Origin of the sequence: Taibaiella helva, from assembly GCF_003545695.1 — a bacterium.
In the GTDB taxonomy this organism is placed as follows: domain Bacteria; phylum Bacteroidota; class Bacteroidia; order Chitinophagales; family Chitinophagaceae; genus Taibaiella; species Taibaiella helva.
Genome location: NZ_QUZZ01000001.1, coordinates 150218 through 175885 on the forward strand (window position 1 = coordinate 150218; position 25668 = coordinate 175885).

Annotated in this window: 20 protein-coding genes; 9 read left to right on the forward strand and 11 right to left on the reverse strand. The window is 52.1% G+C overall.

What is annotated here, in order from left to right; translation table 11 throughout:
* Positions 1-100: 100 nt before the first annotated feature.
* A complete protein-coding gene (locus tag DZC79_RS00655) occupies positions 101-1762 on the reverse strand; it encodes a DNA polymerase/3'-5' exonuclease PolX (RefSeq protein WP_118949618.1) in 1662 nt (553 codons plus the stop codon).
* Between the two features lie 195 nt (positions 1763-1957).
* On the opposite strand from DZC79_RS00655, the gene DZC79_RS00660 reads away from it, so the two are divergent.
* The 4 genes from DZC79_RS00660 to DZC79_RS00675 all read left to right on the forward strand — a co-directional run bounded on the left by DZC79_RS00660 (position 1958) and on the right by DZC79_RS00675 (position 8021).
* On the forward strand, positions 1958-5689 hold the full coding sequence (locus DZC79_RS00660) for a DEAD/DEAH box helicase (RefSeq protein WP_232831723.1): 3732 nt from the start codon (positions 1958-1960) through the stop codon (positions 5687-5689).
* 70 nt (positions 5690-5759) lie between these two features.
* On the forward strand, positions 5760-6584 hold the full coding sequence (gene murI, locus DZC79_RS00665; protein ID WP_118949620.1) for a glutamate racemase: 825 nt from the start codon (positions 5760-5762) through the stop codon (positions 6582-6584).
* A 153-nt stretch (positions 6585-6737) separates the two neighbouring features.
* Positions 6738-7055, forward strand: a complete 318-nt coding sequence (locus tag DZC79_RS00670; protein WP_118949621.1) for an HTH domain-containing protein — start codon at positions 6738-6740, stop codon at positions 7053-7055.
* Between the two features lie 93 nt (positions 7056-7148).
* On the forward strand, positions 7149-8021 hold the full coding sequence (locus tag DZC79_RS00675; protein ID WP_118949622.1) for an OmpA family protein: 873 nt from the start codon (positions 7149-7151) through the stop codon (positions 8019-8021).
* A 1-nt stretch (position 8022) separates the two neighbouring features.
* Here the strand turns inward: DZC79_RS00675 and DZC79_RS00680 are convergent, their stop codons facing one another.
* The 3 genes from DZC79_RS00680 to DZC79_RS00690 form a co-directional block, all read right to left on the reverse strand.
* Positions 8023-9183 (reverse strand): DUF3298 and DUF4163 domain-containing protein, encoded by a 1161-nt coding sequence (locus tag DZC79_RS00680; RefSeq protein ID WP_118949623.1) that lies wholly within the window; start codon positions 9181-9183, stop codon positions 8023-8025.
* Between the two features lie 97 nt (positions 9184-9280).
* The gene (locus DZC79_RS00685) at positions 9281-10843 is read right to left on the reverse strand and encodes an HAL/PAL/TAL family ammonia-lyase (protein WP_118949624.1); all 1563 of its coding nucleotides are present in this window, start codon (positions 10841-10843) and stop codon (positions 9281-9283) included.
* 171 nt (positions 10844-11014) lie between these two features.
* The gene (locus DZC79_RS00690) at positions 11015-12178 is read right to left on the reverse strand and encodes an amidohydrolase family protein (protein WP_118949625.1); all 1164 of its coding nucleotides are present in this window, start codon (positions 12176-12178) and stop codon (positions 11015-11017) included.
* 81 nt (positions 12179-12259) lie between these two features.
* On the opposite strand from DZC79_RS00690, the gene DZC79_RS00695 reads away from it, so the two are divergent.
* Complete coding sequence (locus DZC79_RS00695; protein WP_118949626.1) at positions 12260-12595, forward strand: tRNA-binding protein; 336 nt, start codon at positions 12260-12262, stop codon at positions 12593-12595.
* A gap of 100 nt (positions 12596-12695) precedes the next feature.
* Here DZC79_RS00695 and DZC79_RS00700 read toward each other — a convergent pair whose 3' ends face one another.
* The 5 genes from DZC79_RS00700 to DZC79_RS00720 form a co-directional block, all read right to left on the reverse strand.
* The gene (locus tag DZC79_RS00700) at positions 12696-13628 is read right to left on the reverse strand and encodes a class I SAM-dependent methyltransferase (protein ID WP_118949627.1); all 933 of its coding nucleotides are present in this window, start codon (positions 13626-13628) and stop codon (positions 12696-12698) included.
* Positions 13629-13634: 6 nt separating this feature from the next.
* Positions 13635-15185: a PSP1 domain-containing protein gene (locus tag DZC79_RS00705; protein ID WP_118949628.1), complete on the reverse strand. Its 1551-nt coding sequence runs from the start codon at positions 15183-15185 to the stop codon at positions 13635-13637.
* A 216-nt stretch (positions 15186-15401) separates the two neighbouring features.
* Positions 15402-15872 carry an FKBP-type peptidyl-prolyl cis-trans isomerase gene (locus DZC79_RS00710; protein WP_157976834.1) on the reverse strand — a complete coding sequence of 157 codons (471 nt, stop codon included), beginning with the start codon at positions 15870-15872 and terminating at the stop codon, positions 15402-15404.
* Between the two features lie 119 nt (positions 15873-15991).
* Positions 15992-16576, reverse strand: a complete 585-nt coding sequence (locus tag DZC79_RS00715) for a MarC family protein (protein WP_118949630.1) — start codon at positions 16574-16576, stop codon at positions 15992-15994.
* Positions 16577-16727: 151 nt separating this feature from the next.
* On the reverse strand, positions 16728-18350 hold the full coding sequence (locus DZC79_RS00720) for a DUF349 domain-containing protein (protein WP_118949631.1): 1623 nt from the start codon (positions 18348-18350) through the stop codon (positions 16728-16730).
* Between the two features lie 393 nt (positions 18351-18743).
* Here DZC79_RS00720 and DZC79_RS00725 point away from each other — a divergent pair, with 393 nt between their 5' ends.
* Complete coding sequence (locus DZC79_RS00725; RefSeq protein ID WP_118949632.1) at positions 18744-20939, forward strand: T9SS type B sorting domain-containing protein; 2196 nt, start codon at positions 18744-18746, stop codon at positions 20937-20939.
* 71 nt (positions 20940-21010) lie between these two features.
* Here DZC79_RS00725 and argS read toward each other — a convergent pair whose 3' ends face one another.
* Together argS and DZC79_RS00735 are read right to left on the reverse strand one after the other, a co-directional pair.
* A complete protein-coding gene (gene argS / locus DZC79_RS00730; RefSeq protein ID WP_118949633.1) occupies positions 21011-22792 on the reverse strand; it encodes an arginine--tRNA ligase in 1782 nt (593 codons plus the stop codon).
* Positions 22793-22933: 141 nt separating this feature from the next.
* On the reverse strand, positions 22934-23728 hold the full coding sequence (locus tag DZC79_RS00735) for a thymidylate synthase (RefSeq protein WP_118949634.1): 795 nt from the start codon (positions 23726-23728) through the stop codon (positions 22934-22936).
* Between the two features lie 117 nt (positions 23729-23845).
* Here DZC79_RS00735 and DZC79_RS00740 point away from each other — a divergent pair, with 117 nt between their 5' ends.
* The 3 genes from DZC79_RS00740 to DZC79_RS00750 all read left to right on the forward strand — a co-directional run bounded on the left by DZC79_RS00740 (position 23846) and on the right by DZC79_RS00750 (position 25608).
* Positions 23846-24757, forward strand: coding sequence for a T9SS type A sorting domain-containing protein (locus DZC79_RS00740; RefSeq protein ID WP_157976835.1), 912 nt, complete (start codon positions 23846-23848; stop codon positions 24755-24757).
* 119 nt (positions 24758-24876) lie between these two features.
* Complete coding sequence (locus tag DZC79_RS00745; protein WP_118949636.1) at positions 24877-25233, forward strand: CCC motif membrane protein; 357 nt, start codon at positions 24877-24879, stop codon at positions 25231-25233.
* A gap of 78 nt (positions 25234-25311) precedes the next feature.
* A complete protein-coding gene (locus DZC79_RS00750) occupies positions 25312-25608 on the forward strand; it encodes a DUF2752 domain-containing protein (protein WP_118949637.1) in 297 nt (98 codons plus the stop codon).
* Positions 25609-25668 lie beyond the last annotated feature (60 nt).

The window sequence follows — 25668 nt, forward strand, 5'->3', positions numbered from 1 at the left end:
ATGTGAGACATTACAGCTGCCCGCAGATGAACAAATCGTAAACAAAAAACCTGCAGGCCACCAAGGTGATCTGCAGGTTGATAAAGCGGGATGCCGAAGCTTATTGTTTTCGTTGTGCCAGGAAGGCTTCAAAATCGGCGAGGGACATAGAACTCAGATTGCGGCTTGCCGTAAGGCCTCCTTTCTGCGCAGCATACACGCCGTATTTGACCAGGTCCATGCCACCTATTGAGTGCGCATCGGGATCTATAGACAACATCGCGCCCTGCTGGAGTGCATAAGGTATCCAGCTCCAGTCGAGGTCGAGGCGCCTGGGATGCGCATTGATCTCGATCACCACGTTGTGCGCTACACAGGTGTCGATCATGCGGCGATGGTCGACCAGATAGCCTTCACGCGACAGCAGCAGCCGGCCTGTAGGATGCCCCAGTATAGTGGTAAAGGGATTGGCTACGGCAGCAAGCAGGCGCTGCATAGCCTTCTCCTCGCTCATCTTCAGATTGCTGTGCACCGAGGCGATCACCAGGTCGAATGAGGCAAGCACTTCGGGTGTATAGTCCAGTGAGCCGTCATGTAGGATGTCGGCTTCAATACTTTTAAAAATGCGGAACGGCGCCAGCTTTTCGTTGAGGGCATCGATCTCGGCATGCTGCATCACTATGCGTTCGGGAGACAGTCCGTTAGCATAGAAAGCTGCCTGGCTGTGGTCGCTGATCACCAGGTATTCATAGCCCTTGTCCCTTGCGGCGGTGGCCATCTGTTCCAGGGTGTGCACGCCATCGCTCCAGGTAGAGTGGCTGTGGATGATGCCTTTGATATCGCCCGGCTGTATCAGCTTCGGCAGCTGGTGCGCACCGGCAGTTTCCAGTATGGCTGCTGTCTCTCGCAAGGCCGGCTCGACATATTGCAGCGCGTTGTAGCTGAAAATTTCCGCCTCGCTGGCAGCATGTGCCGGAAAGGTATAAGCGGTGGCGAAGGCATCGGCAAAGGCCGGCGCTGCAGTGGTTGTGAACAGGATTTTATAAAAATCTTCCGCCGCTGCAAAGTAAAAATGGAGGGTGGGCGCATTGGGTACCGTTACAAAAAGGGTCTGCTCGTTGGCTTCAAAAGTGGTGTCGGGATTGTGATCGAAGGCTTTCCTGAGCTCGGCATCGCCGAGATCGGTCACGAAAGCTATGGAAGCCAGGGCCAGTATCTGTCTGCGGAAATCGCCGGTAAGCTCGATCTTGTGCCGTGGGTACAGCTGCAGCAGCTGGGCTTTCACCTGCAGGGCAAAAGCTTCGGCTTCGGCCCAGAGATAGAAACCCATATTGTTGCGCATAAAAGCAATGCTCTTCAGGATGCTCTCCTGCGTCTTGGCGCCGAAGCCCTTCAGCGTGATCAGGCGATTTTCGTTGCATGCGTATTCCAGCTCGCCTATGGATTCGGCGCCCAGCTCTTTCCACAACACCGCGATCTTCTTGGGACCGATACCTTTTATCGACAGCATCTCGACCACACCCGGAGGTGTTTTGTCGAGGTATTCTTCCAGCAATCCCAGCTTACCGGTACTTAAGATCTCCTGTATCTTTTTGCTTACGGCCTCACCGATACCCTGTACAGAACCCATGCTGGCAGGCGCCATACTTTCCAGCGCACCCGGCAGCTTTTCGATACGGTAAGCCGCCGTACTGTATGTTTTGGTTTTAAAGCTGTTTTCCCCGTGAATGTCCATCAGCTTGGACAGCAGGTCGAAAATATCGGCGATCTCCTGGTTGGTCATGGAGCAAAGCTAAAATTTATTTTATCGCCCGGATTTTCCGGCTTTAAAAATCAACCGGATAGGGGATAGCAATACCGGGTATGACGATCTTTATCGTCCGGGGCGTTCCTTTTCTCCCGCTTTTTCGATAATTTTGCCGCTTGCCTTTTTCAAAGGCGTGATCAGAAAATGTCCTTACCAGATTTAATTAAACATGTGTACCATAATGCCACCGACGAGGTGATCCGGAGGGGAAAGCGTATTTTCCATACTTCGGGTGTGCAGATGCTTGAGAACGATACCCTTATAGAGCAGGTGGTCTTCCGGGTGCGCAATGATGTGTACAGCAACTATTACAAGGTAACCGTACAGAATTACCTGCAGCCCAAAAATATTTCCCTGCGTTGCCAGTGTCCGTACAATATGGGCAGTGTATGCCGTCATGAGGCGGCGGCCCTGTTCCAGCTGAACGACCTGTTGCAGAGCGGCTATTTCGAGAACGTAAAGCTGCAATACGATCAAACGCATACCACTATCAGGATGCGCCAGATTACCACGCACTTCCTGAAGCTGTTCTCTTCGGCCGCTCTTTTTGAAAAAGCGGAAGCGTTGGTCGGGGCAAAGCGGGTAAAAATACTGGAAGCCAAGAACGATGCCGTCAAAGCAGAAGTTACTGAAGAAGGTACTGTCTATCCTGTGCTGATCCGGCAAAACGAAGAACGTTATTTCGATACTTCCTGCAGCTGCGGAGAAGCCACACATCCTTTGTGCATTCACAAAGCATCGGTATTTCTCGATATCCTTAACCGGCACGGCGGTCATTACTTCGGGACGCTGCGCAACTGGGATACACAGAAAGACAAGCTCCTCAACCTGTACGGCTATAGTCTTAAAGACGACCTGACGGGCAAGTTTGAATTTGCCTACCATGACGGAAAGCCTTTCCTTAGAGTGCTTGACCCCTCCATAAAAAAGCTGTCGATGCAGCCGGCCGCCCCGGTATCGAAGTATAAAGAAGAGAAGGAGGCTGCTGTGGCCGAAGAAGCGATACCCCAGAAAAGAAGAATGGGTGTATTGATCGGCGGCAGCAAGAGCGAGTACTTTCCCTATACCAGCTTTGACCTGCTGACCGGGGAGCCCGATGGGCATAACGAAGGCTTTACCGGCACGATCGAAAAGCTGGAGGCCAACCAATATATTTCTCCCGCCGGCCTGCAGGAGCGCGATAAGCTGCTGGTAACGGCATTGCGCAAACAGAGTGCAGATGAGCTGTTCAAATCGATCAAGCGGGATACGCCCTTCGGCGAATTCTGGGACAGTCTGCCGAAGGAGCTGATGGATGTTCCAAAGGATGAGCTGCGCCGCCAGGTATGGGATTTTTACCTGCCCCGGTACCAAAGGCTGCTCGAGCACTTTTCCAGCTATCCCTTCGTATACTTCCTGCCGGAAGGCAAATATTTTGTTACCGCTCATCTTGAAAAAGCAACCTTCTCGCCGCGTGTATTCCAGACCGAGATCTTCGTCAAGCCTGCTGATGGTGAAGTGATGCTGGAGCTGCGCCTGCAGATCGACGAAGAGGTTTACGGCTACGACGATATTACTGTGCTCAACAGCGCGCTGATCCGCATCGGGAGTGCTTTTCATGCGGCGGCTAATATTGATGTGGTAACCATCATGGAGCAGTTCAGCAATGGTGGTAATGTCAGGATCGCTGCCGCCGACTGGCCCGAATACCTGGAGAAGGACCTGCTGCCTTTGTCGGGCAATACCGCGATCGTGTTCGATGAAAGCCTGAAGGAGAACATTACCGAGATTGAGCCGACACTGAAGCTTTACCTGCGCGAGACCGACAAGATGATGGTATTCAAACCTATTTTTGACTACGAAGGTGTGGAAAAGCAATGGCTGGATTATACGCCGGCCGTTACGGCAAGGAACGGCAAGGTGATCGTGCACGAACGGAACGAGGCTTCGGAGCAAACCTTTCTTACCCTGCTGCGTCACCTGCATCCGCTGATGCAGGAAAGCCGTAAAGCACACTCCTTCTTGCTGCCGGCCAACGAAGCGCTGAAAGGCAACTGGTACTTCGGCTTTGTCGACAAGCTGGCCGAAGCCAATGTAGAGATCGTCGGCTACGAAAGCCTGAAGCAGTTGCGCATCAATCCGAACAAGCCGCGGACACAGCTGCAGATCAGCAGCGGCATCGACTGGTTCGACGCCGATGTGGAGCTCAAATTCGGAGAAGAAAGCATCAGCATTGCCGAAGTGAAGAAAGCCCTGGGCAAGAAGCAGAATTTTGTAACGCTGAGCGATGGCAGCATCGGCCTGCTGTCGGAAGACTGGATGGAAAAATACGCGTTGATGGTGAAGCTGGGCGCGGTGAACGGAAGCAATAAGCTGCGGCTGAAGAAATTCCATTTCTCTGCCATCGAAGGGCTCAGCGACCAGATCAGCGAGACCGAAGTGCTGGCCGAGCTGGCGGAAAAGCGAGAACGGCTGCTGGACTTCGACTTTGAAAAAAAGCAAGCCTTCGATATTCCTGCCAATGTAACGGCTACCCTGCGCCCCTACCAGCAGGCGGGCTTCCAATGGATGGCTTTCCTCAGCGATATCGGCTGGGGCGGCATCCTGGCCGATGACATGGGTTTGGGTAAAACCCTGCAGACGCTTACTTTCTTACAGCATTATCTCAACGAGCATCCCAGGGCCATGTACCTGGTGGCTTGCCCTACCACGCTGATCTACAACTGGGAGAATGAGATACGGAAATTCACACCCGACATCAAGTACCTGATCCATCACGGTGCGCAACGCCGCAGCAAGTCCGAAGAGTTTGCAGACGTGAACCTGATTATCACGACCTACGGCACTTTGCGCAGCGATATCAAGATGCTGTCGCAGATGCAGTTTGACTATGTGGTGCTCGACGAATCGCAGGCGATCAAAAACCCGATGTCGCAGGTGGCTAAGGCTTCCCTGCTGCTGCAAAGCAAGAACAGGCTGGCGCTGAGCGGTACGCCGGTACAGAACAATACCTTCGATCTCTTTGCGCAGATGAACTTCCTCAATCCCGGCATGCTGGGTTCCATGGAGTTCTTCCGGAATGAATTTGCGACGCCGATCGATAAGCTCCAGGAAGAAGAAGCCAAGACGCATTTGCGCAAGCTGATCCATCCTTTCCTGTTGCGCCGTACCAAGGAGCAGGTAGCGCCCGATCTGCCCGAGAAGACGGAGATGGTGCTCTTCTGCGAGATGGGGCCCAAGCAGCGTAAAATATATGATGCTTACCGCAACAGCTTCCGCAGCAAGATCCTGGGCGAGATTGAAGAGAAGGGTATGGAGCGTTCGCAGCTCAGCATCCTTACCGGCCTCATGAAGCTGCGCCAGATCTGCGATTCCCCGGCTATCCTCAACGAGGATGAGCAATTCGAGAACCATTCGGTAAAGATAGATGAGCTGGTGCGTGAGCTGACCGAAAATACCGGCAACCATAAAGCGCTTGTCTTTTCACAGTTCCTGGGTATGCTGGGACTGATCAAAGATGAATTGGAGAAGCAGAACATTCCCTATGTTTATTTTGACGGCGGCACTTCCTCTACGGAAAGGGAAAAGGCGATACAGCGCTTCCAGCAGGATGAAGACTGCCGTGTATTCCTGATCTCGCTGAAGGCAGGTGGCGTGGGTCTGAACCTTACGGCTGCAGACTATGTGTATATCGTGGATCCCTGGTGGAACCCGGCGGTAGAGCAGCAGGCCATCGACCGTACGCACCGTATAGGACAGACCAAGAATATATTTGCTTACCGACTGATCTGTAAAGACACCATCGAAGAGAAGATCATGCTGCTACAGGAACGCAAGCTGAGCCTGGTGAAAGAGCTGATCGCCGATGACAATGGCTTTATGAAAAAGCTGACCCGCGAAGATGTGGCTTACCTGCTGAGCTGACGGCAGGCCCGGGCGCCGCGGGCAGCAGCAGTTGCCGGCGCATATTGTTCATTCAATCGTTACCATCTTCATGTGTCCTATTGGGATTTTTGATTCGGGATATGGCGGCCTTACGGTGTTCCGGGCTATTGCCGGGAAGCTGCCGCAATACGATTACCTTTACCTCGGCGATAATGCCCGGGCGCCTTACGGGAACCGCTCTTTTGAAACGGTGTACGAATATACGCTGGAGTGTGTGCACTGGTTTTTCAGCCAGGGCTGCGAACTGGTGATCCTGGCCTGCAATACAGCTTCGGCCAAGGCCCTGCGTACTATTCAGCAGAAGGACCTCCCGGCGCTGGGTAGCCAGAAACGGGTGCTGGGTGTTATCCGTCCCTCGGCGGAGGTGATCGGCCGTTTTACGAAAACAAGAAGCGTGGGCGTACTGGGCACCAAGGGCACGGTGAGCTCGGGCTCCTATGTTACTGAGATCCGCAATTTCTATCCCGATATCAGGGTATATCAGCAGGCCTGTCCGTTATGGGTTCCTTTTATCGAAAATGGCGACTACAGGAACGATGGCGTCGATTATTATATCCAGAAAGACCTGGAGCAGCTTTTTGCACAGGCAACGGATATTGATACGGTGCTGCTGGCTTGCACCCATTATCCCCTGCTGGAAGACCGTATCCGCAAATACCTGCCCGCCGGCGTATCGCTTATCGCGCAGGGACCCATTGTCGCCGATAGCCTGGCCGACTATCTCCGCCGGCATCCGGAACTGGCAGCTTCCCTATCGACCGGTGGCCGTAAAACCTTCTTCACTACCGATTCCGTAGCCGATTTTGAAGAGCATGCCACACAGTTCTTCGGCGAGGAGGTGAAGGCGCAACATATTCATCTTGAGCTGAAATGAACATTCTCCGTTCATAAACTTTTTGCTACCTCTTATAAACTTGGAAGGCGGCCGGAAAGTCAATTGGCCGATCTTTAAAGAACGAGCACGGTAGTGCTCCGAACCAACGCATGACTATATCGATACGATTCTTGTACTAAAGATTGATATCAGATGAAAGCATCATTTCTGAATACTGAGCTGATGAGGTTACATGATCTCATCAGGAGGAAAAGCACTGGTACCCCCGCCGAACTGGCCCGCAAGCTCCGCTGCTCCGAAAGGAGCGTTTACCATAAGATCGAGCGGTTGAAAGACTACAACCTGCCGGTCATCTACGACGCTTTAAGACAAAGCTATTGCTATACCCGGGATGTCTCCATCGTATTCAATATCCTCATCGACGGAGAGACGATGAATAAGGTTAAAGGAGGCCTTCCTTATGCTTTTAGTTATCGGAAGTTGCGGAAGCGTGCGCACTTTATCTTCTGACATCATTCCCTAAAACAGCCGCTTCATAACGGACAGTCGTACCTGCGCCGGTTGCTATTTTTTGTATTTTGCAGAAAGCAAAGCCTTCTGTTTATGCAACGGTTTTTCGTTCTGCTTCTTCTCCTGTCATCAGCCATCCTGCAAAGGGGGTATGGTCAATATTTCGATACCCTTCACATTCGCTATGCCATCGGCGCTTCTGAGCCGGAGGTTGCCGGGAAGCAGCTCCTGGATTCCCTCGCCCGTCATCATGAGGGCCGCACATTGCTCATCTACAGCTATGCCGATTACCTGGGCAGCGAGCGAACCAACCAACACCTTTCCGACAAGCGGGCGCTGCGCATCAAAAATTATTTGCTGAAAAAAGGTGTTCCGGAAAAGCAGGTGCTGGCATGTACCGGCCTGGGGCAGATCCCGGGACATGGTGGCGCAGAAGGTAATCCCCAAAATCGCCGGTCCGATGTATTTATCCGGAAAAAGAATAAACCGGCGCCTGCTTCGCCGATCACCGTCAAACCATCGCCGGCACAGGGCACCCCCATTGCTACGGAAGAAACAGCACCTCAATTTTCGGCAATAGATCTGAGCACAGCAAAGGTCAATGATGTGATCCGGCTGCAGCATATCGGCTTTTACCCGGGCCGGGCCGATGTATTGCCGGGGTCTTATGCCGAAGTGGAGCATCTCTACCAGGTCCTTTCCGGCAATCCCCGGCTGAAAATCCGGTTAGAGGGACATGTATGCTGCTGTGTCTATCCCGATGGCTATTTCGAAGATACGCCTACCTGGCAGCTGTCGGTACAGCGCGCCTATGCGATCTATAAGCACCTGCTAGACCGGGGGATCGATGCCGCGAGGCTCTCTTATCAGGGCTTCGGCAGAACCCGTCCGATAACAGAACAGGACAGCACCTCCGCTGAAGGCCAGGTCAACCGGAGGGTAGAGGTAAGGATCATCGAAAAATAAACTAGCGTATGCCCAGGCGTGCGGCAAAGTCGGGCTTCAGGAAAGCCTTAAGCTCGGCAAAGTCTACAAACACGTGAATGGGTCCTACCGCATAGGCAGCAACCTCGTAGGGGAAATAATAAAAGCCCAGGCCTTTATTGGTGAAATAGAAATTGGTCGTTGTGGCCAGGTGATTCTCAAAAAGAATGGTATTGAGCGAATCGCCAGGCTGTAAGCCTTGCTGCTTGCGGAAAGCCCTTTCCACGATCGGCTGTAGCCGGCCAGAATCGGCGGTAATCACATCTTCCAGGGCCAGCTCCTTCCTGTTACGTACGTCGAGGCAATAAAAGCTGCTGCCGCCATTGCCATGCGCCCCGCCGCTGTAAGAATAGCCATCCGAATCCAGGATAAGGTAGCCGTTTTCATTGTAGCAAATCGAAACATTCAGCATGTCCTCGTAGTTCATGATCGCCGAGACATCCTCGCGGTTCATGTCTTTAACTTCGTCGCGGTAAGCTTTCAGGTACCGGCCATTCATTTTGCGTACCGCCGTATATAGATCCAGCGAAAGCAGGGAGGAGTCTATGTGTAAGGCCTGTTTGATCCGGGCCTCCAGCCATTGGCCATCGGCATCGTTCTTCAGGGGAACAACAAAGGTATTGCTGACGCGTGCCATGGGCGAACTGTCCGCGGGCTCAAAGGCTGCCAGCGAGTCGCTGATGCTTACCGATGTAAAGGTATAAGCGCCTTCGGGATAAGCTTCTTTAAGCTCGATAAGGTAGTTCTTGCTACCATCGGGGCTTCTCCAGCTGCCTTTCAGGGCGCCCTGCCCATACCGGCAATCGATGAGGGCGATGGTCTCTCCATCGCTGAAGCGGGTCTCGCTGAGCCGGAGATTATTGGGCTGCGCCGGATCCAGGTTACCGTGCACCATCAGCCAGGTGCCATGCTTGAGGTAATAGTACATACCTTGTACGGCGCCGTTGGCGCACTGGAGGTGCATCACCACCGGCTGGCCGGCGATAGTTCCTTCAAGCCGCTTATAAAAGTTAGGCGCCAGCACAGAATCGTAAGTAGCAACCTGGGAAGCAGCCTGCTGTTGTTTCTGTTCCTTCTGGTTACTACCGCAGGCTGAAAACAAGAGAGCAAAGACGGGTAATAAAAGGATCGGTATGGTTCTCATGAGCTGGTTGTTTTAAAAAAACCTTACAGGGCCTGAAAGGGTATCGCTGTAAGGTTTTTAAAAGAGCTGTAAGTTTAGGATAGAATAATCAACTGTTTTATTCGAAACCGAGCAGCTTCTTCATCTTTTCGCCCACTTCTGTTTCCATCAGCCATTGCTTGATCCGTTGCAGCCGCTCGTAGGAGGGGGCATCTTCCACGAAGGCGGGGGCCAGCGCGCTCAGCTCATCATACATCCAGCGGGTTGCCGGCGACAGGCGATCGGCGATATCCCTGTAGCTGATGGCCTGTATGATTGCCAGCGCATGCACCGACAGCACTTCGAATGTGTTTTCGATCACCCTGGCGCAAAGCAGCGCAGCATTGGTGCCCATACTCACAATATCCTGGTTGTCGTTGTTGTTGGGGATACTGTGGATATAGGTGGGATTGCTCAGTGTCTGGTTCTCCGCCACATTGGATACTGCAGGATACTGCATACCCTGTACGCCGAAATTCAGCCCCAGCACGCCGGCATTGATAAATGCAGGCAGCTTTTTGTTGAGGCTGGGATTGAGCAGGAAGTTGAGTTGCCTGTCGGCCAGCATCGCGAGCTTGGTAACCGCGATCTTCAGCTTGTCCATCTCGAGGGCTACATAATCGCCATGGAAATTGCCTCCATGAAAAATATTGGCGTTCTTATAGTCTATAACAGGATTATCGTTCACAGAGTTCAATTCCTGGGTAATGATCTGCGCCGTATATTCTATAGTATCGTATACGGGACCTAATATCTGCGGCACGCAGCGCAGGGAATAATACTCCTGCACTTTATCTTCCAGCACACTTTCAGTCACCTTCTTGTCGTACAAATGCTCGTGGCGCTTACGCATCAGCCCGCTCTTATGGGAAATCACCCGCATGGCCGCGGCTACGGTCTGCTGACCCTTGTGTAGCTTGACGGCATTGAGCTCTTCTGAAAAATGATCGTCGTAAGCCTCCATGATCTCGTTCACCATAAGGGAAAACAGGATCTGTCCGGTCATCAGCTTGCGGGCATGTATCACATTGATCGCGCCGATGCCGGTCATGGAAGAGGTACCGTTGAGCATCGCCAGGCCTTCGCGGATATGCACCTGCAATGGCCGTAGCTGAAGGGTTTCATAAACAACCGATGCCTTTACCACTGCGCCCCGGAACTGGAAGCTGCCCTCACCGATAAGGCCCAGGGCAAGGTGCGCGAGCTGGACCAGGTCGCCGCTGGCGCCCACGCCGCCATGCTGGTAGATGCAGGGATAGGCTTCGTTGTTGATCAGTTCGGTCATCAGCTGCACCACCTGGGGATGAATGCCGGAATAAGCCCGCATCATTGTATTGAGCCGGGCCAGCATAGTCGCGCGCGATTGCAAAGGGCTCAGCAGCTGGCCCATACCGCTGCTGTGGCTGCGGATAAGGTTAAGCTGCAGCTGTATCCGGGCATCGTCCTCGATCCGGTACTGTGCCATCGGTCCAAAGCCGGTATTGATACCGTAGATCAGCTTGTCTTTGGAAAATCCGGTAAGAAAAGCGAAACAGTTCTCCACCTCCTCAAGCGCCTTGGGATCAAGGCTTATGTGTTCCTTTTGCAGCACGATCTGTTCCAGATTTTCCAACTCCAGGATGCGATTGCCGATGATTGCCATGTATGCGGTATAAAAGAGATTTTTAGGGAAAAATAAATTCGGAGCAAAAATAATAAAAGCCATTGTTCGGGCAGGTATTATTTTCCGCAGGGCCGCCGCCGGCAGCATTATCCATATCCCGGCGCAGTCTTTATGAAGACGGATCAAATACCATGCCGGAAAACAGGCAGTCTACTGCACCATAGCTATCCGGTCGCGGCTGTCGATATGTACGATACCTGGCCGTTTGCCGGGGGCGAAGCTACCGGCTACCGTATCCATTTGCAGGGCTTGCGCTCCATTGGCCGTTCCCCAGCGCAGAAGGGTTTCCAGGGGCAGCGCGGGAAAATGTTGCTGTAGGGTCTGGATCTCTGCCCAGATGCTCAATTCATGGTTGGAGGCCAGGCTATCGGTGCCCAGGCATACCGGCACACCGCTGTCGAGGAACAGCTGCGCCGGCGGCATACGCCTTTCGATATACCAGTTGGCATTGGGGCAAAGACATAGGTAAACCGTTTTACCGGAAGTTTTCAGGAAGACCAGATCCTCTTCTTCCATGAAGGTATTGTGCACCAGGATTACCGGGTGGCGGTCGGGCAGCTGCGGAAGATAAGTCTGCAGCGACGTCTGGCCTGACGGCTGGAAGAAGCCGGCATCAATATTAAGGGTGCGGTAGAGGTCAAACATTTCACCTTCCTTATGCCGATACAGCTCGTTCTCGGCGGCCGTCTCTTCGTTGTGCACCGATAGCAGCCCACCCGGAGCGTGCGCGTTAATAAGGCGGAATAATGCCGCCGATACGGAATAAGGCGCATGCGGCACGATCGATTGACGCAGCAATGTTCTGGTGCTTTGCTGCGCCGCGAATTGCTCATATACCTTCAGAGGCCAGGCAAAGCGGTCGGCGGCACTGGTTTCGGTAAAGCCTATGCTTTCGATAAAGGTGTGGATATGCAGCCCCGAGTCCTGGCGATGGAGCAGGGTATCGGTGGCGTTGGCAATGTCGCCCACTGCTACAATACCATTCTGCCGGCTTTCGGCAATCGCTTGTTGTATTGCCGCTGCTTTTTCCTCTGCAGAAGAAAGGCCTCTACCGGTCATTACCGATTGTAGGAAAGGCACCAGCCGGGTTCCCTCCGGGATGGCCCCTTTCATATGGGACAGCTCCAGATGGCAATGCACGTTGACAAAGCCGGGGCAGAGGATGCCTTCAAAGTGCCGTACGTCAGCGTCTGCCGGTACCATACCGGGCGCCAGAACGGCAACAATGGTTCCGTGCTCATCAGTAGAGATAACAGTGCCGGGCTCCAGCCATTGGTAGCCGTTGTGTATGCGGTCGGCTCCGAAATAAAACATAAGCAGTAATTGTGGTGTGCAAATTTTGGTAACTTTCAAAACAATGCCAAAGGTTATTTCTGCGCACCGTATTTTAGCAGTATGGAAACAATCAATTGGAATGATTTTGAGAAAGTAGAGCTGAGAGTGGGTACAGTAATCGATGTATTTGAATTTCCCAAGGCCCGTAAGCCTGCCTATAAAATGAAGATCGATTTCGGACCTTACGGGATCCGGATGAGCAGCGCGCAGATCACCAAGCATTATACACCTGAAACCCTGATGGGCCGGCAGGTAGTGGCGGTGATCAATTTTCCGGAAAAGCAGATCGCCGATTTCATGTCGCAATGCCTGGTCACCGGCTTCGCAGACGAGCACGGCGATATTGTGCTGACAGCCGTGGAACGCACGGTCCCGAATGGTACCAAGATAGCCTAGTCCATTTCGATAGCGTCAACGTTGTCGCATTGATTAGACATACCTGTCACTACGATCATACAGGACCGGAACAATCCGTGTTTTTTACGTGATGATCGGATCACCGCACGATCCGGTAACAGTGGTGTATCTTCTTGTTGCGGAAATCTTCGGGAATGGTCTGCATTGAAATGTCTTTAATGCTGGCGGCTGATAGCCGTCCGAACTGAGGTTCAAATTGGCGCAGGTTGTTGGAAAAATAAAGAATGCCGCCCGGGCTCATCTGCTGCAGGATGAGGTGAAGCAGGGTAGGGTGGTCGCGTTGCGTATCCCAGGTCCCTTTCATTTTTTTGCTGTTGCTGAAAGCCGGCGGATCCACAAAAACGAGATCGTATGCACCGGCTGCCGGGCTTTTCAGGAAGTCCATGGTGTCGCTGGCGACAAAGCTGTGCCGGTCCTCGTCAAGCAGACCGTTGAGCGCCATATTTTCACGGGCCCATTGCAGGTAGGTATTGGAAAGATCGACGGTGGTCACCTGCGCCGCGCCACCTGCTGCGGCATATACACTGAAGGCTCCGGTATAGGCAAAAAGATTGAGCACGCGTTTACCCGCAGCCTCTTCCCGGAAGGTCTTACGCAGCGGGCGGTGATCGAGGAACAGACCGGTGTCCAGGTAATCGGTGAGGTTGACCAGGAACTTCAATCCCTGTTCCTGTACCACCAGCTTATAGCTTTCTTCCGACACTTTTTCGTATTGCTCGGTGCGGCGTGACAGCCTTCGGCGTTCTTTCAGAAATATTTTTTCCTGGGCTGTATGCAGCGTGGCGGAGATCGTTTGCAGGCATTGCTGTAGCCAGGATTCCAGCTCGTCTTCTGGCAGACCGTGATGGGTTTTGTACTCTGCCACATGCAGGTAGTCTTCATAACGGTCTATGCAGAAAGGGAATTCCGGCATATCCAGGTCATAGATACGGTAGCAGGTAATGCCTTGCCGCTTCGCCCATTTGGTAATATGGCGATCGACTTTCTGCAAACGATTGGCAAACGATTGCATACCGGGCTATTGAGCGGGATTAGGGCCGTCCTGGTCTTTTTTCTCCTGGGGCGGTTTGTTCGGCCGTTTTTTTTGCTGCTGCTGCCGTGGCTCCCGGGGTTGCGCTCCTTCACTAGCTTGCTGCTGCCTGGGTTGTTGTTCCCTGCCAGCGCCGGGCTGTCCACCCTGCTTTTGCTGCTGCTGAGCTTGCTTTTGCTGGCCTCTATTCTGCTGCGGCTGCTTATTTTGCTGGGGTTGCCCTTGTTGTTGGCCTTTGTTGTTGGGCTTCTGCTCGCGGGGCTTGTTGTCGCCCTGCTGCTGCCTGGGGCCTTGAGCGGGTTTTTGCCCTTGTCCGGGTCCTTGTTTTTGTTGCTGGGGTTTGCCTTGTCCCTGGGCCGCGCCGGGCTTGGTTTGTTGTCCGGGCTTGCCTTGCTGTTGCTGGCGTTGCTTGGCTTGCTGCTTCTTTTTGGCCGACTTGGACAGCGAGCTTAGGGTCAGCTGGCCTACATCGTTTACAAAGCCCATATCCACGGTCTTTTCGGAACCTTTATGGCGTACCTGTATCTCTACCGCCTCCATGTCTTCCGGCTTCTGGCCTTCGGCATTGAGCGCAAGAATCTCCTGGACCCTTTCAATGGTGAGCGGGTATTGTTTACTGCTGCCGGCAAAGCTATACCACATCAGGTTGCGGAAGATATCCTTTTTTTGCAGGAAAGCCCTTCCCGCAGCCATTTCGATCTGCTCTGCGCCTTCGGGGAAGGAGTGGAGCGCATCCATATAGGTATCCAGCTCGTAGTTGAGGCAGCATTTCAGCCGCCCGCACTGGCCCGACAATTTGGTTTGATTGATGGAGAGATTCTGGTAGCGGGCGGCGGTGGTATTCACCGTTTTAAAATCGCTCAGCCAGGAACTGCAGCACAATTCCCTGCCGCAGGAGCCAATGCCGCCTACCTTGCCACTTTCCTGACGGGCGCCGATCTGGCGCATTTCGACCTTAGCCCTGAACTCGGCGGCATACACCTTGATCAGCTCGCGAAAGTCGACGCGGGAATCGGCGGTATAGAAAAAGGATACTTTTTTACCATCAGCCTGGTATTCAGCCTCTGCGATCTTCATTTCCAGGTTCAGCTCCTTGGCAATAGCACGGGAACGGACCAGGGTATCTCTTTCGCGACGCTTGGCATTCTGGTGCAGCTCTATGTCTCTGTCGCCGGCAGGGCGCAGCACGCGCTTGATCTCTGCCGATTCGGAAACACCATACTTTTTCATCTGGAGCTTTACCAGCTCGCCGGTGAGGCTGATCTGGCCGACATCGAATCCCCCGGCGCCTTCTACAGCTACCCAGGAGCCCTTTTCTAAGATGTGGCTGGTATTGTTGCGGTAGAAATCCTTGCGGCTACCGTTATTGAAAGAAACTTCTATGATCGGAAATGGCTTGCCGATATCGCTGAAAGGAAGATCAGACAGCCAATTAAATACGTTTAAACGATTACAGCCACCCGTACTGCAGCCGCCATTGCTCTGGCAGCCTGAAGGTTTGCCGTTGGCGGAACCCGTTCCGCAACTTCCACATCCCATGTAGCAAAAAATTTATATCGACGTGCCAAGGTAAGCGACGGGGACCAGCCTTTGGCCTTTGCCGGCGTCTCCCCGGAGAAAGCAACAGTGCCGTAGATGCGACACTGACAGGCAAAGTATTATTAGCGGCTGGACCGGATACGCCCCTTCCTTTACACGAAATGATTGTGTAAAAACAGATTTTTTCCTGACAAAGATAATCTTTAATCGGGTAGATTAATAAACTTTTGTCAGGTCGATAGTAAATATGAGAATGGAATTTGCGGGAATACCACTTACCTGGCTGGAACCATAGCCAAAAGAAGGGGGAAGGTACAGCACGACGCGGCCACCCTCGCCAATCAGGGGAATACCTGCCTGCCAGCCCTTGATGAGACCTGTAAGCGAGAAGGTTATATTGTTTGCCTGGTCAAATGCGACACCGGTAGTCAGCGTGCCTTTGTAATTGACAATAACCTGCGAGCAAGGATTGGGATGTTTGGCGTTGCCCGGATTTTCGATCCTGTAGTAAAACCCCCTGGCATCTTTGGCTGCCTCAACCTTATTGGAAGTAATGAATTGCTCCAATGCAGCCACTTCGGAAGCGGGGGCAGTATCGGTAATTGCTTCGCAGCCGGAATCTTTTTTGCTGCAGCCCGTCAAGAAGATAGCGCCTACCAATGCTGCGAATAAAATAATATTTTTCATTATGTGTTTTTTATAGAAGAAGGCGAAGTTATCACTTTTCACCAACATAGACGGAAGAATGACCGGACAAAATGGGTCGTACCCCAATTAACCTGCGGTAAACCGATCGTGTGACCAGCCTATTTGAGACCTATGTTCTGCTTGAAGATCTTGACGGCGATGGCGATGAGGATTACCCCGAAGAACTTGCGCACCACCATGATACCGGAAGGGCCGAGCAGCTTTTCGATGAAATTGAGGGCTTTGAGGCAGAAGAATACGATCAGGAGGTTGATCAGGATGCCGATGAGGATGTTGTAATGGTGGTAGCTGGCTTTGAGCGACATGACGGTGGTCAGTGTGCCCGATCCGGCGATCAGCGGAAAGGCGATGGGGACCACGCTGCCGGTTTTGCCGCCGCCTTCGCTTTTGAAAAACTCAATGCCCAGGATCATCTCCATGCCCAGGAAGAAAATGATAAAAGAACCGGCAATGGCAAAGGAAGCGACGTCGAGACCCATGAAATGCAGCATTTGCCCGCCTGCAAAAAAGAACAGCAGCATCAGTCCGCCCGATACCAGCGTCGCCTGAAGGCTGTTGATCTCCCCCATCTTTTTTTTCAGGCCAATAAGCACCGGGATGGAGCCGAGGATATCGATCACGGCAAAAAGCGTGATGGATACGGTGATGATCTCGGAAAGCATGATGTTTTCGATGCCGTACATAAGCGCTGTGTTAAGGGGGAAAAATGGTATGCCTTACAAAGATAATCTTTAGCCCTTAACCTTGCTCAGTTTCCTGCTGCATGGAATCGGCAAAGGGCTGCCCTGGCGGGACAGCCCTTTGTGCCTGGCTTTTTTTACGACCCGGGAGGCTTTATTCCGATTCGCCTACCGGTTTGTTCCTTTCGGGGCGGGCTTCGGTACGCCTTTGCTGTAATTCTTCATATTGCCGGGTTACTTCGGCTATCTTATCCCTGCGGGCGGGCAGTTTCTTTTCAATCTGGTGGATCAGGTTTTCCAGGTGTTTGCGCAGCTCGTCCTCTTTGCCGCCGCTGCCGGTAGTGTTGCTGAGCGATTCACGAAAATCGGCCAGCTTGCTTTCTTCCTCTTCCAGCTCCGTCCTGATCTTTTCGAGGAATTGCCGGGTTTGCTGGAAGCGGCTGTCGAGCTGGTTCTGGAAACGGGCTTTGCGTTTGTCGCGATCGGCATCTTTACGGTCGAAAAAGTGATGACGTGCAGCAATGAAACGCTCCCATATTTCGTCGCCGTATTCGCGCGGGATATGGCCTATCTTTTTCCATTCCTGCATCAGGTCGTTCATCTCTTCGGTTGCTTCCTTCCAGTTCTCCGAATGCTTCAGCTGTTCCGCGCGGTTCAGCAGCGCCAGCTTCTGCGCATAATTATCTTCCAGGCTTACCTTAAATTCTTCGGCGCTTTGCCGTTTGGCCGAGAAAAATTTATCTCTTGCCGCCTGAAGGCGGTTCCAGAGCTCATCTGCTTTCTCAAAAGGTACCTTGCCGATGGTTTTCCATTCGTCCATGATGTGTGCAAGCTGAACGGTGGTTTCCTTCCAGTCGGTACTGTCGCTCAGGCGTTCTGCATTTTCGACTAGGGCCAGCTTCTGTGCATAATTACCCTCTTGTTCGGTCTGGATCGATTCAAAATGCTGCTTCTTCCGGTCGAAGAAGATATTCCGCGATTGGATAAAACGGTTCCACAGCTCTTCGTTCTTTTCGGCGGAAGCGACGCGGCCGATGGTCTTCCATTTGTCCATCAGCTCTTTCATAATATCCGACGATTTTCTCCAGTCTTCCGAATGTGCGTGCTGTTCTGCGGTTTCGCATATCTCGAGCTTAAGGTCGAGGTTCTGCATCATATCCTGCTCCACATCTTCATGGTGCTGCCGTTTCCGCTCGTAAAAGTGGTTGCGGGCTTTTTCAATGCGTTCCCACAGCTTTTCGCTGCGGCCTTTGTCGGCGGGGTTAGCTGCTTTCCATTCCTCCACAATCGCTCTCATGGCTTCAGTTGTAGCTTTCCAGTCTTCCGAATCCTGCAGCGCTTCTGCCCTTTCCGCCAGCTTCAGCTTTTCGGCATAATGCGTGTCGTAGAGCTGTTGTACTTCTTTTTCCTTCTCATGAAGGTCGTTATAGATGGGGGCATAGTCGCCTATAGCGTTGGCCCTTTGAATATAATCTTTAAGGCGGGCGATCTTCCCGCTCAGCTTCAGCTTATCTTCCTGCTGCTCCCATTCGGTATTCAGCTCCTGGACCTTGCTTTCAACTTCCCTGAATTTTTCGGCCAGCGCCGTTGCTACTGTGGCATAGTTTTCAGATGTAAGGACCGAAAGCCTGCGTTCGGGACTGTAAGCCGTTGCGTTCAATATTAATTCCTGTTCATCATTAAGTGAGCAAAATGCTTTGCCTGCAAAGTCCAGCTCATGCCACATTTCAGGGGTGATCCGGTTGGCTGCCTGCTGATCCGGCTGCTGTGTAGTCATAATAGATAGTTTTTCCTGTTTCGGTGTGTGATGCTTATCGTTCGTTCAATTGGTCCTAATAAAACGTTCAGAAAACTATGTTAGCCATAAGATGTCCAGTGCAGCAATAATTGCAAACTTTTTCTGATATGGTATGCGAATTTAAAGAAGATTCATTACGGAAAAAAATGAATTTTTAAAATATCTTTTGTTCCGGTAGCACAGCTTTTAAGGCATTTCACCTACGTTCAGGACCTTTTATGACAACGAAAAATAGAAATCCTTTTCGGATAGAGTGCAAAAGAAATGTTATAAAATTATCACTTCCCTGCTTTTAGAAGCAAAAGCAAAGTCTATCCTATAAAATTTATCTCCTATATACATGAATTATGCTTCAAAAACCAAACACAAACTATGAAACAGATCTTTACCTTCTTTTTGCCGTTGCTCTTCTGGGCAACGACGAAGGCAAATGCCAGCCACCTCCTGGGTGGCGAAATCGGCTATACCTATATATCGACGAGCGGTACCAGCCATACTTATAAAGTAACGCTTAAGTTCTTTGCCGACTGCAGCTCTACCAGCGCAGCCCTGCCCCAGCTGATCGGCGCCAACCCTTATGTAGCCCTTTACAATAACACCAGCTTTGTGAATGGTGTCAACCTTGTGTATAATGCCACACTCAGCGATGTGGAGATCACACCGGTATGTCCCGATGAAGTAAACAGCACCACCTGTACCAATATCAACAATCCCATACCGGGTATCAAGCTGTATGTATATGAAGGGGAGTTTACCCTGAACGGCACAGCCAGCAACTGGCGGTTCGAGTTTGAAGGCTCGGTGACCCTGGGCTCCAATGCAGGCCGTACACCGCTGATCACCAATGCCAATGTGCAGGCCGGCAGTTCGCTGATGTACCTGGAAGCTACGCTGAACAATACGGCAGGCCAGAATTCGACCAGCACATTCACCTCCGTACCTACGCCTTTCTTCTGTATTAACCACTTGCAAACCTATAACCTGGGCGCAGTCGATCCCGATGGCGACGGGCTGGCCTTCAGCCTGGTACCGGCCAAAGAATCGCTCATCATCAACGCGCCGCCACCCTCCGATATCGTGTATTACCCGCCTTACAGCGCGACCAACCCTGTGCCCGCAGCTCCCGGCTCTTTCAGCTTCAACCCGGTAAGCGGGCAGATGAACTTCAATCCCAATGCAGCGGTCAATAGTGTTGTGGTCAATAAAGTGACGGAATCGAGAGGGGGCAATATCGTGGGCTCCAGTATGAGGGAAATGGCATTCATCATTCTTACCAATTGTCCCAACCAGGGTCCTGGCGGCCCCGTGATCAACCTCACCAACGCCAACGCCGATCCTTCCGATCCGAGCACGATCAATGCCTGCGAGGGCACCGCCGGTAACGTAACGTTCGACATACAGGCTACCGATCCGGAAGGCGATAACGTTACCATTACCACCAACAATCTACCTGCCGGCGCTACTGTCAATGTAACCGGCGACGGCAGCCCATCGCCCCTGATGAAATTCAGCTGGGATATCGGCGGCGTGGCGCCGGGAGATTATGTATTTTATGTAAACCTTAAGGATGATGGCTGTCCCATCAGCGTTACACAAACCGTAGCCTATACCATACGCGTAAATCCCGTGTATCACTTCGGCCGGAACGATGTGGTCGAGATCTGCAATGGCAATACGCATCTCTTCTACGGCCGGTACTACTATGAGACCGGGCTGTACGACACTACCTTTAAGACCGTTAAGGGTTGCGACAGCATCTATTACCTGAACCTTCAGGTCAACCCCCTGCCCGATGTGGTGCTGAACAACGGCAACGGGGCGCATGAAGTGGGTATATGCGAAGGCTCTTCCAGTATACTGGCTGTTGTGCGGCCCGATCCCAATACAACCTACCAGTGGTTCCGCGATAATGCTGCGTTACCCGGTGAAACAGGGCCCAGCTATACGGTGACGACTGCGGGCACCTACTGGCTCACTGCAATGACCAATAAAGGCTGTACGGATACTTCCCTGAACCTTAAGGTGGTGATCTATCCGCAGCCCGAAGCAACGATCAAGCCGCTGGGCGACGAGATCATCTGTGCGTACGATACCCTGAAGCTCTCGGCCGTAACTACAGGTGTTGATGAATTCCGCTGGGAGCCGGCCAAGGCCTTCCGCCAAACCGGCGGTTCGGAAACGTCGGAGGTAACAGGTATTTTTATCGAGCCTACTCACGTTATCCTCACTGTTTACAACCGGTATGGATGCTATGATACCGATACCGCCCTGGTAAGGACAAAGCCCTGCTGTGAAGTCTTTACACCCAATGCTTTCTCTCCTAACGGTGATGGCAGGAACGACTATTTCAAACCCGAGCTGCAAAATGGTCAGCTGCTGTTATCCATGCAGGTATTTGACCGCTGGGGCAAGCTGGTGTACAACAACACCAATATACCCAAAGGCTGGAACGGCAATTATGAGGATGGCTCCAAAGCGGCCACCGATACTTATATGTACCTGATCCGCTATACCTGTGCCGATGGCAAGCTGTATGAAAAGAAGGAATCCCTGTCGCTGATCCGCTAAGCACTCAAAGCAGAACGCGTGCTATCCCCGGATAGCGCGCGTTTTATATACAGCCTCATTGAACGCTGCCCTTACATTTTTTGCGGCACCTCAATGCCCAGCAGGCTCATGGCATGCTGAATGACATTGCCGATCATGGTGGCTATCATCAGGCGCAGTTGTCTTTTTTCTTCGCTCTCAGCCTGATTAATACTATGCACTGCGAAGAAGGAATTAAATAACTGTGCCAACTGAAAAGTATAATTACAGATCAGCGATGGGTTATATTCTTTCGCTGCCTGTTCCAAGATAGATGGATACTGTTCTATTTTCAGCAGAAGTGATTTTTCCAAAGAAGCCAAGCCTTCACCAAGTGTGAACTGTCCATAAGCAATTTCATTTTTTCTCAGTACCGAACAAATGCGCACGTGAGCGTACTGTATAGATGTAGCTGTAAAGCCATGCAGGTCGATCGATTCTTTCGGATTAAAGATCATTTTCTTCTTCGGCTCCACGCGCAGCAGGTAGAATTTCAACGCGCCCAGGCCGATGGCCTTATACAGGTCCTCCAGCTCTTCTGTGGTGAAGTCTTTGGTTTTACCCAATTCTTCGGTTTGTTCCTTGGCCAGCGCCACCATCTCATCAATCATATCGTCGGCATCTACTACGGTACCTTCGCGGCTTTTCATACGGCCCGAAGGCAGTTCAACCATACCATAAGATAAGTGATAAATACCGTCGGCGCAAGGCTCTCCCAGCTTCTGTAGAATGAGCTTCAGTACCTGCATGTGATAGTTCTGCTCGTCGGCGATCACGTAGGCCGAGCGGTCCATATGAAAGTCGCTGTATTTGAGACGGGCGGTGCCCAGGTCCTGGGTCATGTATACCGAAGTGCCGTCGGCGCGTAGCAGCAGCTTTTCATCCAGGCCGTCGGCCGTCAGGTCGATCCATACCGATCCGTTCTCTTTTTTGAACAGGATACCCTTCTGTAGCCCTTCTTCCACGATGGCTTTACCCAACAGGTAGGTATCGCTCTCATAATACATCTTGTCAAAGTCGATGCCCAGCTTCTTGTAGGTAATGTCAAAGCCCTGGTATACCCAGCCGTTCATTTTTTGCCACAGAGCGTAGACTTCGGGATCGCCGGCTTCCCATTTGCGCAGCAGCTCCTGGGCTTCCAGCATAATGGGCGCTTCTTTTTCTGCCCTCTCTTTTTCCATACCTTGCGCTATCAGGATATCGATCTCCTGCTTATACACGTCGTTGAACTTGACGTAGTAGTCGCCTACCAGGTGATCGCCCTTAATCCCGGTGCTTTCAGGAGTAGCGCCACCGGCATAGCGCATCCAGGCGATCATCGATTTGCAGATGTGTATGCCGCGGTCGTTGACCAGGTTAGCCTTGACCACTTCGTAGCCGTTGGCTTTAAGGATCTCGGCTACCGACCAGCCCAGGAAGTTATTGCGCAGGTGGCCGAAGTGCAAAGGCTTGTTGGTATTGGGCGAGGAGTACTCGATCATCACCTTTTGCCCGTTGCTTTCCTTCTGTCCGTATTGCTTGTCGTTGTAAAAATGGTTGAGAAAAGCAGCCAGCTCGTGGTCGGCGACTGTCAGGTTGAGAAAGCCCGCCACGGTTTCGTGTGCCGTAAACAAGGGATAGCTGGCCAGCAAATATTCACCGATGGCCTTGCCCAGCACGGCCGGGTTTTGCCGCAGGCTTTTGACAAAGGGAAAGAGGACCACGGTATAATCGCCTGCAAATTCCGGCTTGGTCTCGTTAACAAGTATTGATTCATCGCTGACCTCTGCCCCGGGATACAGGTGGTTGATGGCCTGAGCGGCTGCGATCTTGATCTGGGCTACAATAGACAACATATTTACTGAAATAATTTAAAGCTTGATATCAGGGGCAGCAAAGGTACGATTGTTTTTCGGGCGGGTAAAGGAGCTTCGGCCGAATAAAAACGGGGAGCATTTTCTGAATAAATGCTCCCGTATATTTCTTTCGTTAAAGAATTACACCGCTACAGGCGCTTTGATGTGCGGATGGCTTTCGTAATGCTCCAGGGTAAAATCTTCGTAGGTAAAGGCAAACAGATCGCGGACCTCCGGGTTCAGTTTCATTTGCGGCAGGGCAAAAGGCGTACGTGTCAGCTGCAGGCGCGCCTGCTCGATATGATTGCTGTACAGGTGCACATCGCCGAAGGTATGGATGAACTCACCATATTCCAGGCCACATACCTGGGCCATCATCATCGTCAGCAGTGCATAGGAAGCGATGTTGAAAGGCACGCCCAGGAATACATCGGCGCTGCGCTGGTACAGCTGGCAGCTGAGCTTTCCATTGGCTACATAGAACTGGAACAGCGCATGGCAGGGACTGAGGGCCATATGCGGCAGATCGGCCACGTTCCAGGCATTCACGATCATGCGCCGGCTGTCGGGATTGGTCTTCAGCTGGCGCAGCACATCGCTGATCTGGTCGTATACCTTGCCGTCGGCGCCTTCCCAGCTGCGCCATTGTTTGCCATATACCGGGCCCAGATCGCCGTTGGCATCGGCCCATTCGTCCCATATCTTTACCTGGTGCTCCTTAAGATAACCGATATTGGTATCGCCTTTCAGGAACCAGAGCAGCTCATAGATAATAGATTTGAGATGCAGCTTCTTGGTAGTTACCAGCGGAAAGCCTTTTTGCAGGTCAAAGCGCATCTGGTAACCGAAGCAGCTGATGGTACCGGTGCCGGTGCGGTCGTTTTTTTCGGTGCCGGTGTCGAGTATATGTTGCAGCAGGTCCAGGTATTGTTGCATGGGCGAAAATAAGGTCAAAATTAAATAACCTCGGGCAGGTTGAGGAAATTTGTTATTCACGGCTTGTGTAAAGAAAGAATGGGGAGTTGTTCGTATATTTAGGCCACAATCTATCCTATGAAAACATTAAGTATTCCACTTTTGTATCTTTTGCTGCTGCAATACACTGCACAGGCGCAAAAGATCTATTTTTCCGACACGACAAATAAATGGCGGACCAGCTTTACCGCAGCACCCGACGGGCCTCCGGGAACCACCATCGTGCACGATTACCGGTTTGAAGATACCTCGGCAGTGCTGGATGGCCACACCTATCAGCTGCTGGATTACGAGAACGGTGTATGGGTACGGGACGATACGCAGGCACGCAAAGTATATATCAAGCCTTTGACCGGGCTGCAGCCCACACGCCTTTTGCCTAGCGATACTGCCCCTTTTCTTTATCTTGATTACAATATGGGCGAAGGGGATACGCTGGCCATGCCTTATGTGGCGATGGCAGGTGACAGCCTGAGCTACCATGTGGTACAAGCGGTAGACTCGGTCCTCATCAATGGTGTCTATCACAGGACCCTTCAAATGAATGCCTATTTTCCCCACTATCCCTGGCCCACCCGTTATCTGGTGACAGAAGGTATAGGAACGGATACCGGGCCCATATTTATTCCGGATGGGCTGGGTGAGTGGGCTACCCGTCTTGTTTGTTTCCGGAACCAGGGTGCCGTGCCGTTTTCCGCTTACAGCGCCTGTTCCGACCCTCCTATGTCGTTTCACGGGCTGCGGAGGGGCCACGATGGCTTCGACATCATGCCCAATCCCGCCTCCGGCCAGGTTCATATTCGTTATAAAGGTTACAACGGGCCGCAGATGGATGGCATTTTGCTTAGCCCTACCGGCACCAGGCTAAGGGAGATCGCCTTCAGCCAGACCGGCTCCATTAACCTGGATGGTCTTGCCCCCGGCCTGTACCTGATCCAGGTGAGGGAAAGCGGCCTGCTGCTGTTCAACCGGAAAATAATCGTCAGGTGACCGGCAGTATCCATCATGGTTTTTAGCAGGTTATCAACAATTTAATAATCTTTTGGTATATTTTCCTTTCGCGGGAAGGAGAGGTTTATTATCTTTCGTGCCAAAAGCTATACCCCAATATGGAAAACATCAACAAGCCCTCCAGCGAGATATTTGATCATCCCAGACAGGAACTGCCCAATGCCACGGCCGTTCTCGTTCTTGGTATTATTTCTATCGTCGGCTGCTTCTGCTATGGTATTATCGGTACCATTTGCGGCATCATCGCCCTGGTGCTGGGCAGTAAAGCAAAAAAACTTTACCAGTCAAATCCCGATCTGTACACACCCTCGTCCTACAAAAACATGAATGCCGGCCGCATCTGTGGTATTGTCGGCCTGAGCCTGTCGGCGCTATATATTCTTTTCCTGATCGTTTGCCTGATCATTTACGGTGCGTCCCTGTCTTCTATGCCCTGGGATATGTACCGGCACTAGGTCCGGGCAGAACAGGTGCAAGCGCCATCCCCTGCGGATGGCGCTTGTTTCTTTACCTTCGCTGTTTAATTCTTTTTTATGGCCGGGATCATCCATTGGCTGGAACATCACCTGCTGCCTTGCCCCTACAAGAGCCTTACCGGTATGGATTGTCCCGGGTGCGGTATGCAGCGGGCTTTTGTCGCGTTGCTGCAAGGCCATTTCAAAGAAAGCTTTATCCTGTACCCCGCCTTGCTTCCTGTATTGTTTACGCTGGGGCTTACGGCAGTGCATCTCCGGTTCAAGCTGACCCACGGCGCTGCTTATGTCAAATACAGCTACCTGGGCACAATTGTCCTGGTCATGCTCAGCTATATATGGAAGCTGATCCATTGACCCTGCTGTGTCATACAAAACGGCCGGTCCACGGGACCGGCCGTTTTGTATGATTTCCTT

Coding starts and splice junctions, on each gene's coding strand:
- DZC79_RS00655 (WP_118949618.1), bottom strand. CDS start 1,762: ATGACCAACCAGGAGATCGCCGATATTTTCGACCTGCTGTCCAAGCTG.
- murI (WP_118949620.1), top strand. CDS start 5,760: ATGTGTCCTATTGGGATTTTTGATTCGGGATATGGCGGCCTTACGGTG.
- DZC79_RS00670 (WP_118949621.1), top strand. CDS start 6,738: ATGAAAGCATCATTTCTGAATACTGAGCTGATGAGGTTACATGATCTC.
- DZC79_RS00675 (WP_118949622.1), top strand. CDS start 7,149: ATGCAACGGTTTTTCGTTCTGCTTCTTCTCCTGTCATCAGCCATCCTG.
- DZC79_RS00680 (WP_118949623.1), bottom strand. CDS start 9,183: ATGAGAACCATACCGATCCTTTTATTACCCGTCTTTGCTCTCTTGTTT.
- DZC79_RS00685 (WP_118949624.1), bottom strand. CDS start 10,843: ATGGCAATCATCGGCAATCGCATCCTGGAGTTGGAAAATCTGGAACAG.
- DZC79_RS00690 (WP_118949625.1), bottom strand. CDS start 12,178: ATGTTTTATTTCGGAGCCGACCGCATACACAACGGCTACCAATGGCTG.
- DZC79_RS00695 (WP_118949626.1), top strand. CDS start 12,260: ATGGAAACAATCAATTGGAATGATTTTGAGAAAGTAGAGCTGAGAGTG.
- DZC79_RS00700 (WP_118949627.1), bottom strand. CDS start 13,628: ATGCAATCGTTTGCCAATCGTTTGCAGAAAGTCGATCGCCATATTACC.
- DZC79_RS00705 (WP_118949628.1), bottom strand. CDS start 15,185: ATGGGATGTGGAAGTTGCGGAACGGGTTCCGCCAACGGCAAACCTTCA.
- DZC79_RS00710 (WP_157976834.1), bottom strand. CDS start 15,872: ATGAAAAATATTATTTTATTCGCAGCATTGGTAGGCGCTATCTTCTTG.
- DZC79_RS00715 (WP_118949630.1), bottom strand. CDS start 16,576: ATGTACGGCATCGAAAACATCATGCTTTCCGAGATCATCACCGTATCC.
- DZC79_RS00720 (WP_118949631.1), bottom strand. CDS start 18,350: ATGACTACACAGCAGCCGGATCAGCAGGCAGCCAACCGGATCACCCCT.
- DZC79_RS00725 (WP_118949632.1), top strand. CDS start 18,744: ATGAAACAGATCTTTACCTTCTTTTTGCCGTTGCTCTTCTGGGCAACG.
- argS (WP_118949633.1), bottom strand. CDS start 22,792: ATGTTGTCTATTGTAGCCCAGATCAAGATCGCAGCCGCTCAGGCCATC.
- DZC79_RS00735 (WP_118949634.1), bottom strand. CDS start 23,728: ATGCAACAATACCTGGACCTGCTGCAACATATACTCGACACCGGCACC.
- DZC79_RS00740 (WP_157976835.1), top strand. CDS start 23,846: ATGAAAACATTAAGTATTCCACTTTTGTATCTTTTGCTGCTGCAATAC.
- DZC79_RS00745 (WP_118949636.1), top strand. CDS start 24,877: ATGGAAAACATCAACAAGCCCTCCAGCGAGATATTTGATCATCCCAGA.
- DZC79_RS00750 (WP_118949637.1), top strand. CDS start 25,312: ATGGCCGGGATCATCCATTGGCTGGAACATCACCTGCTGCCTTGCCCC.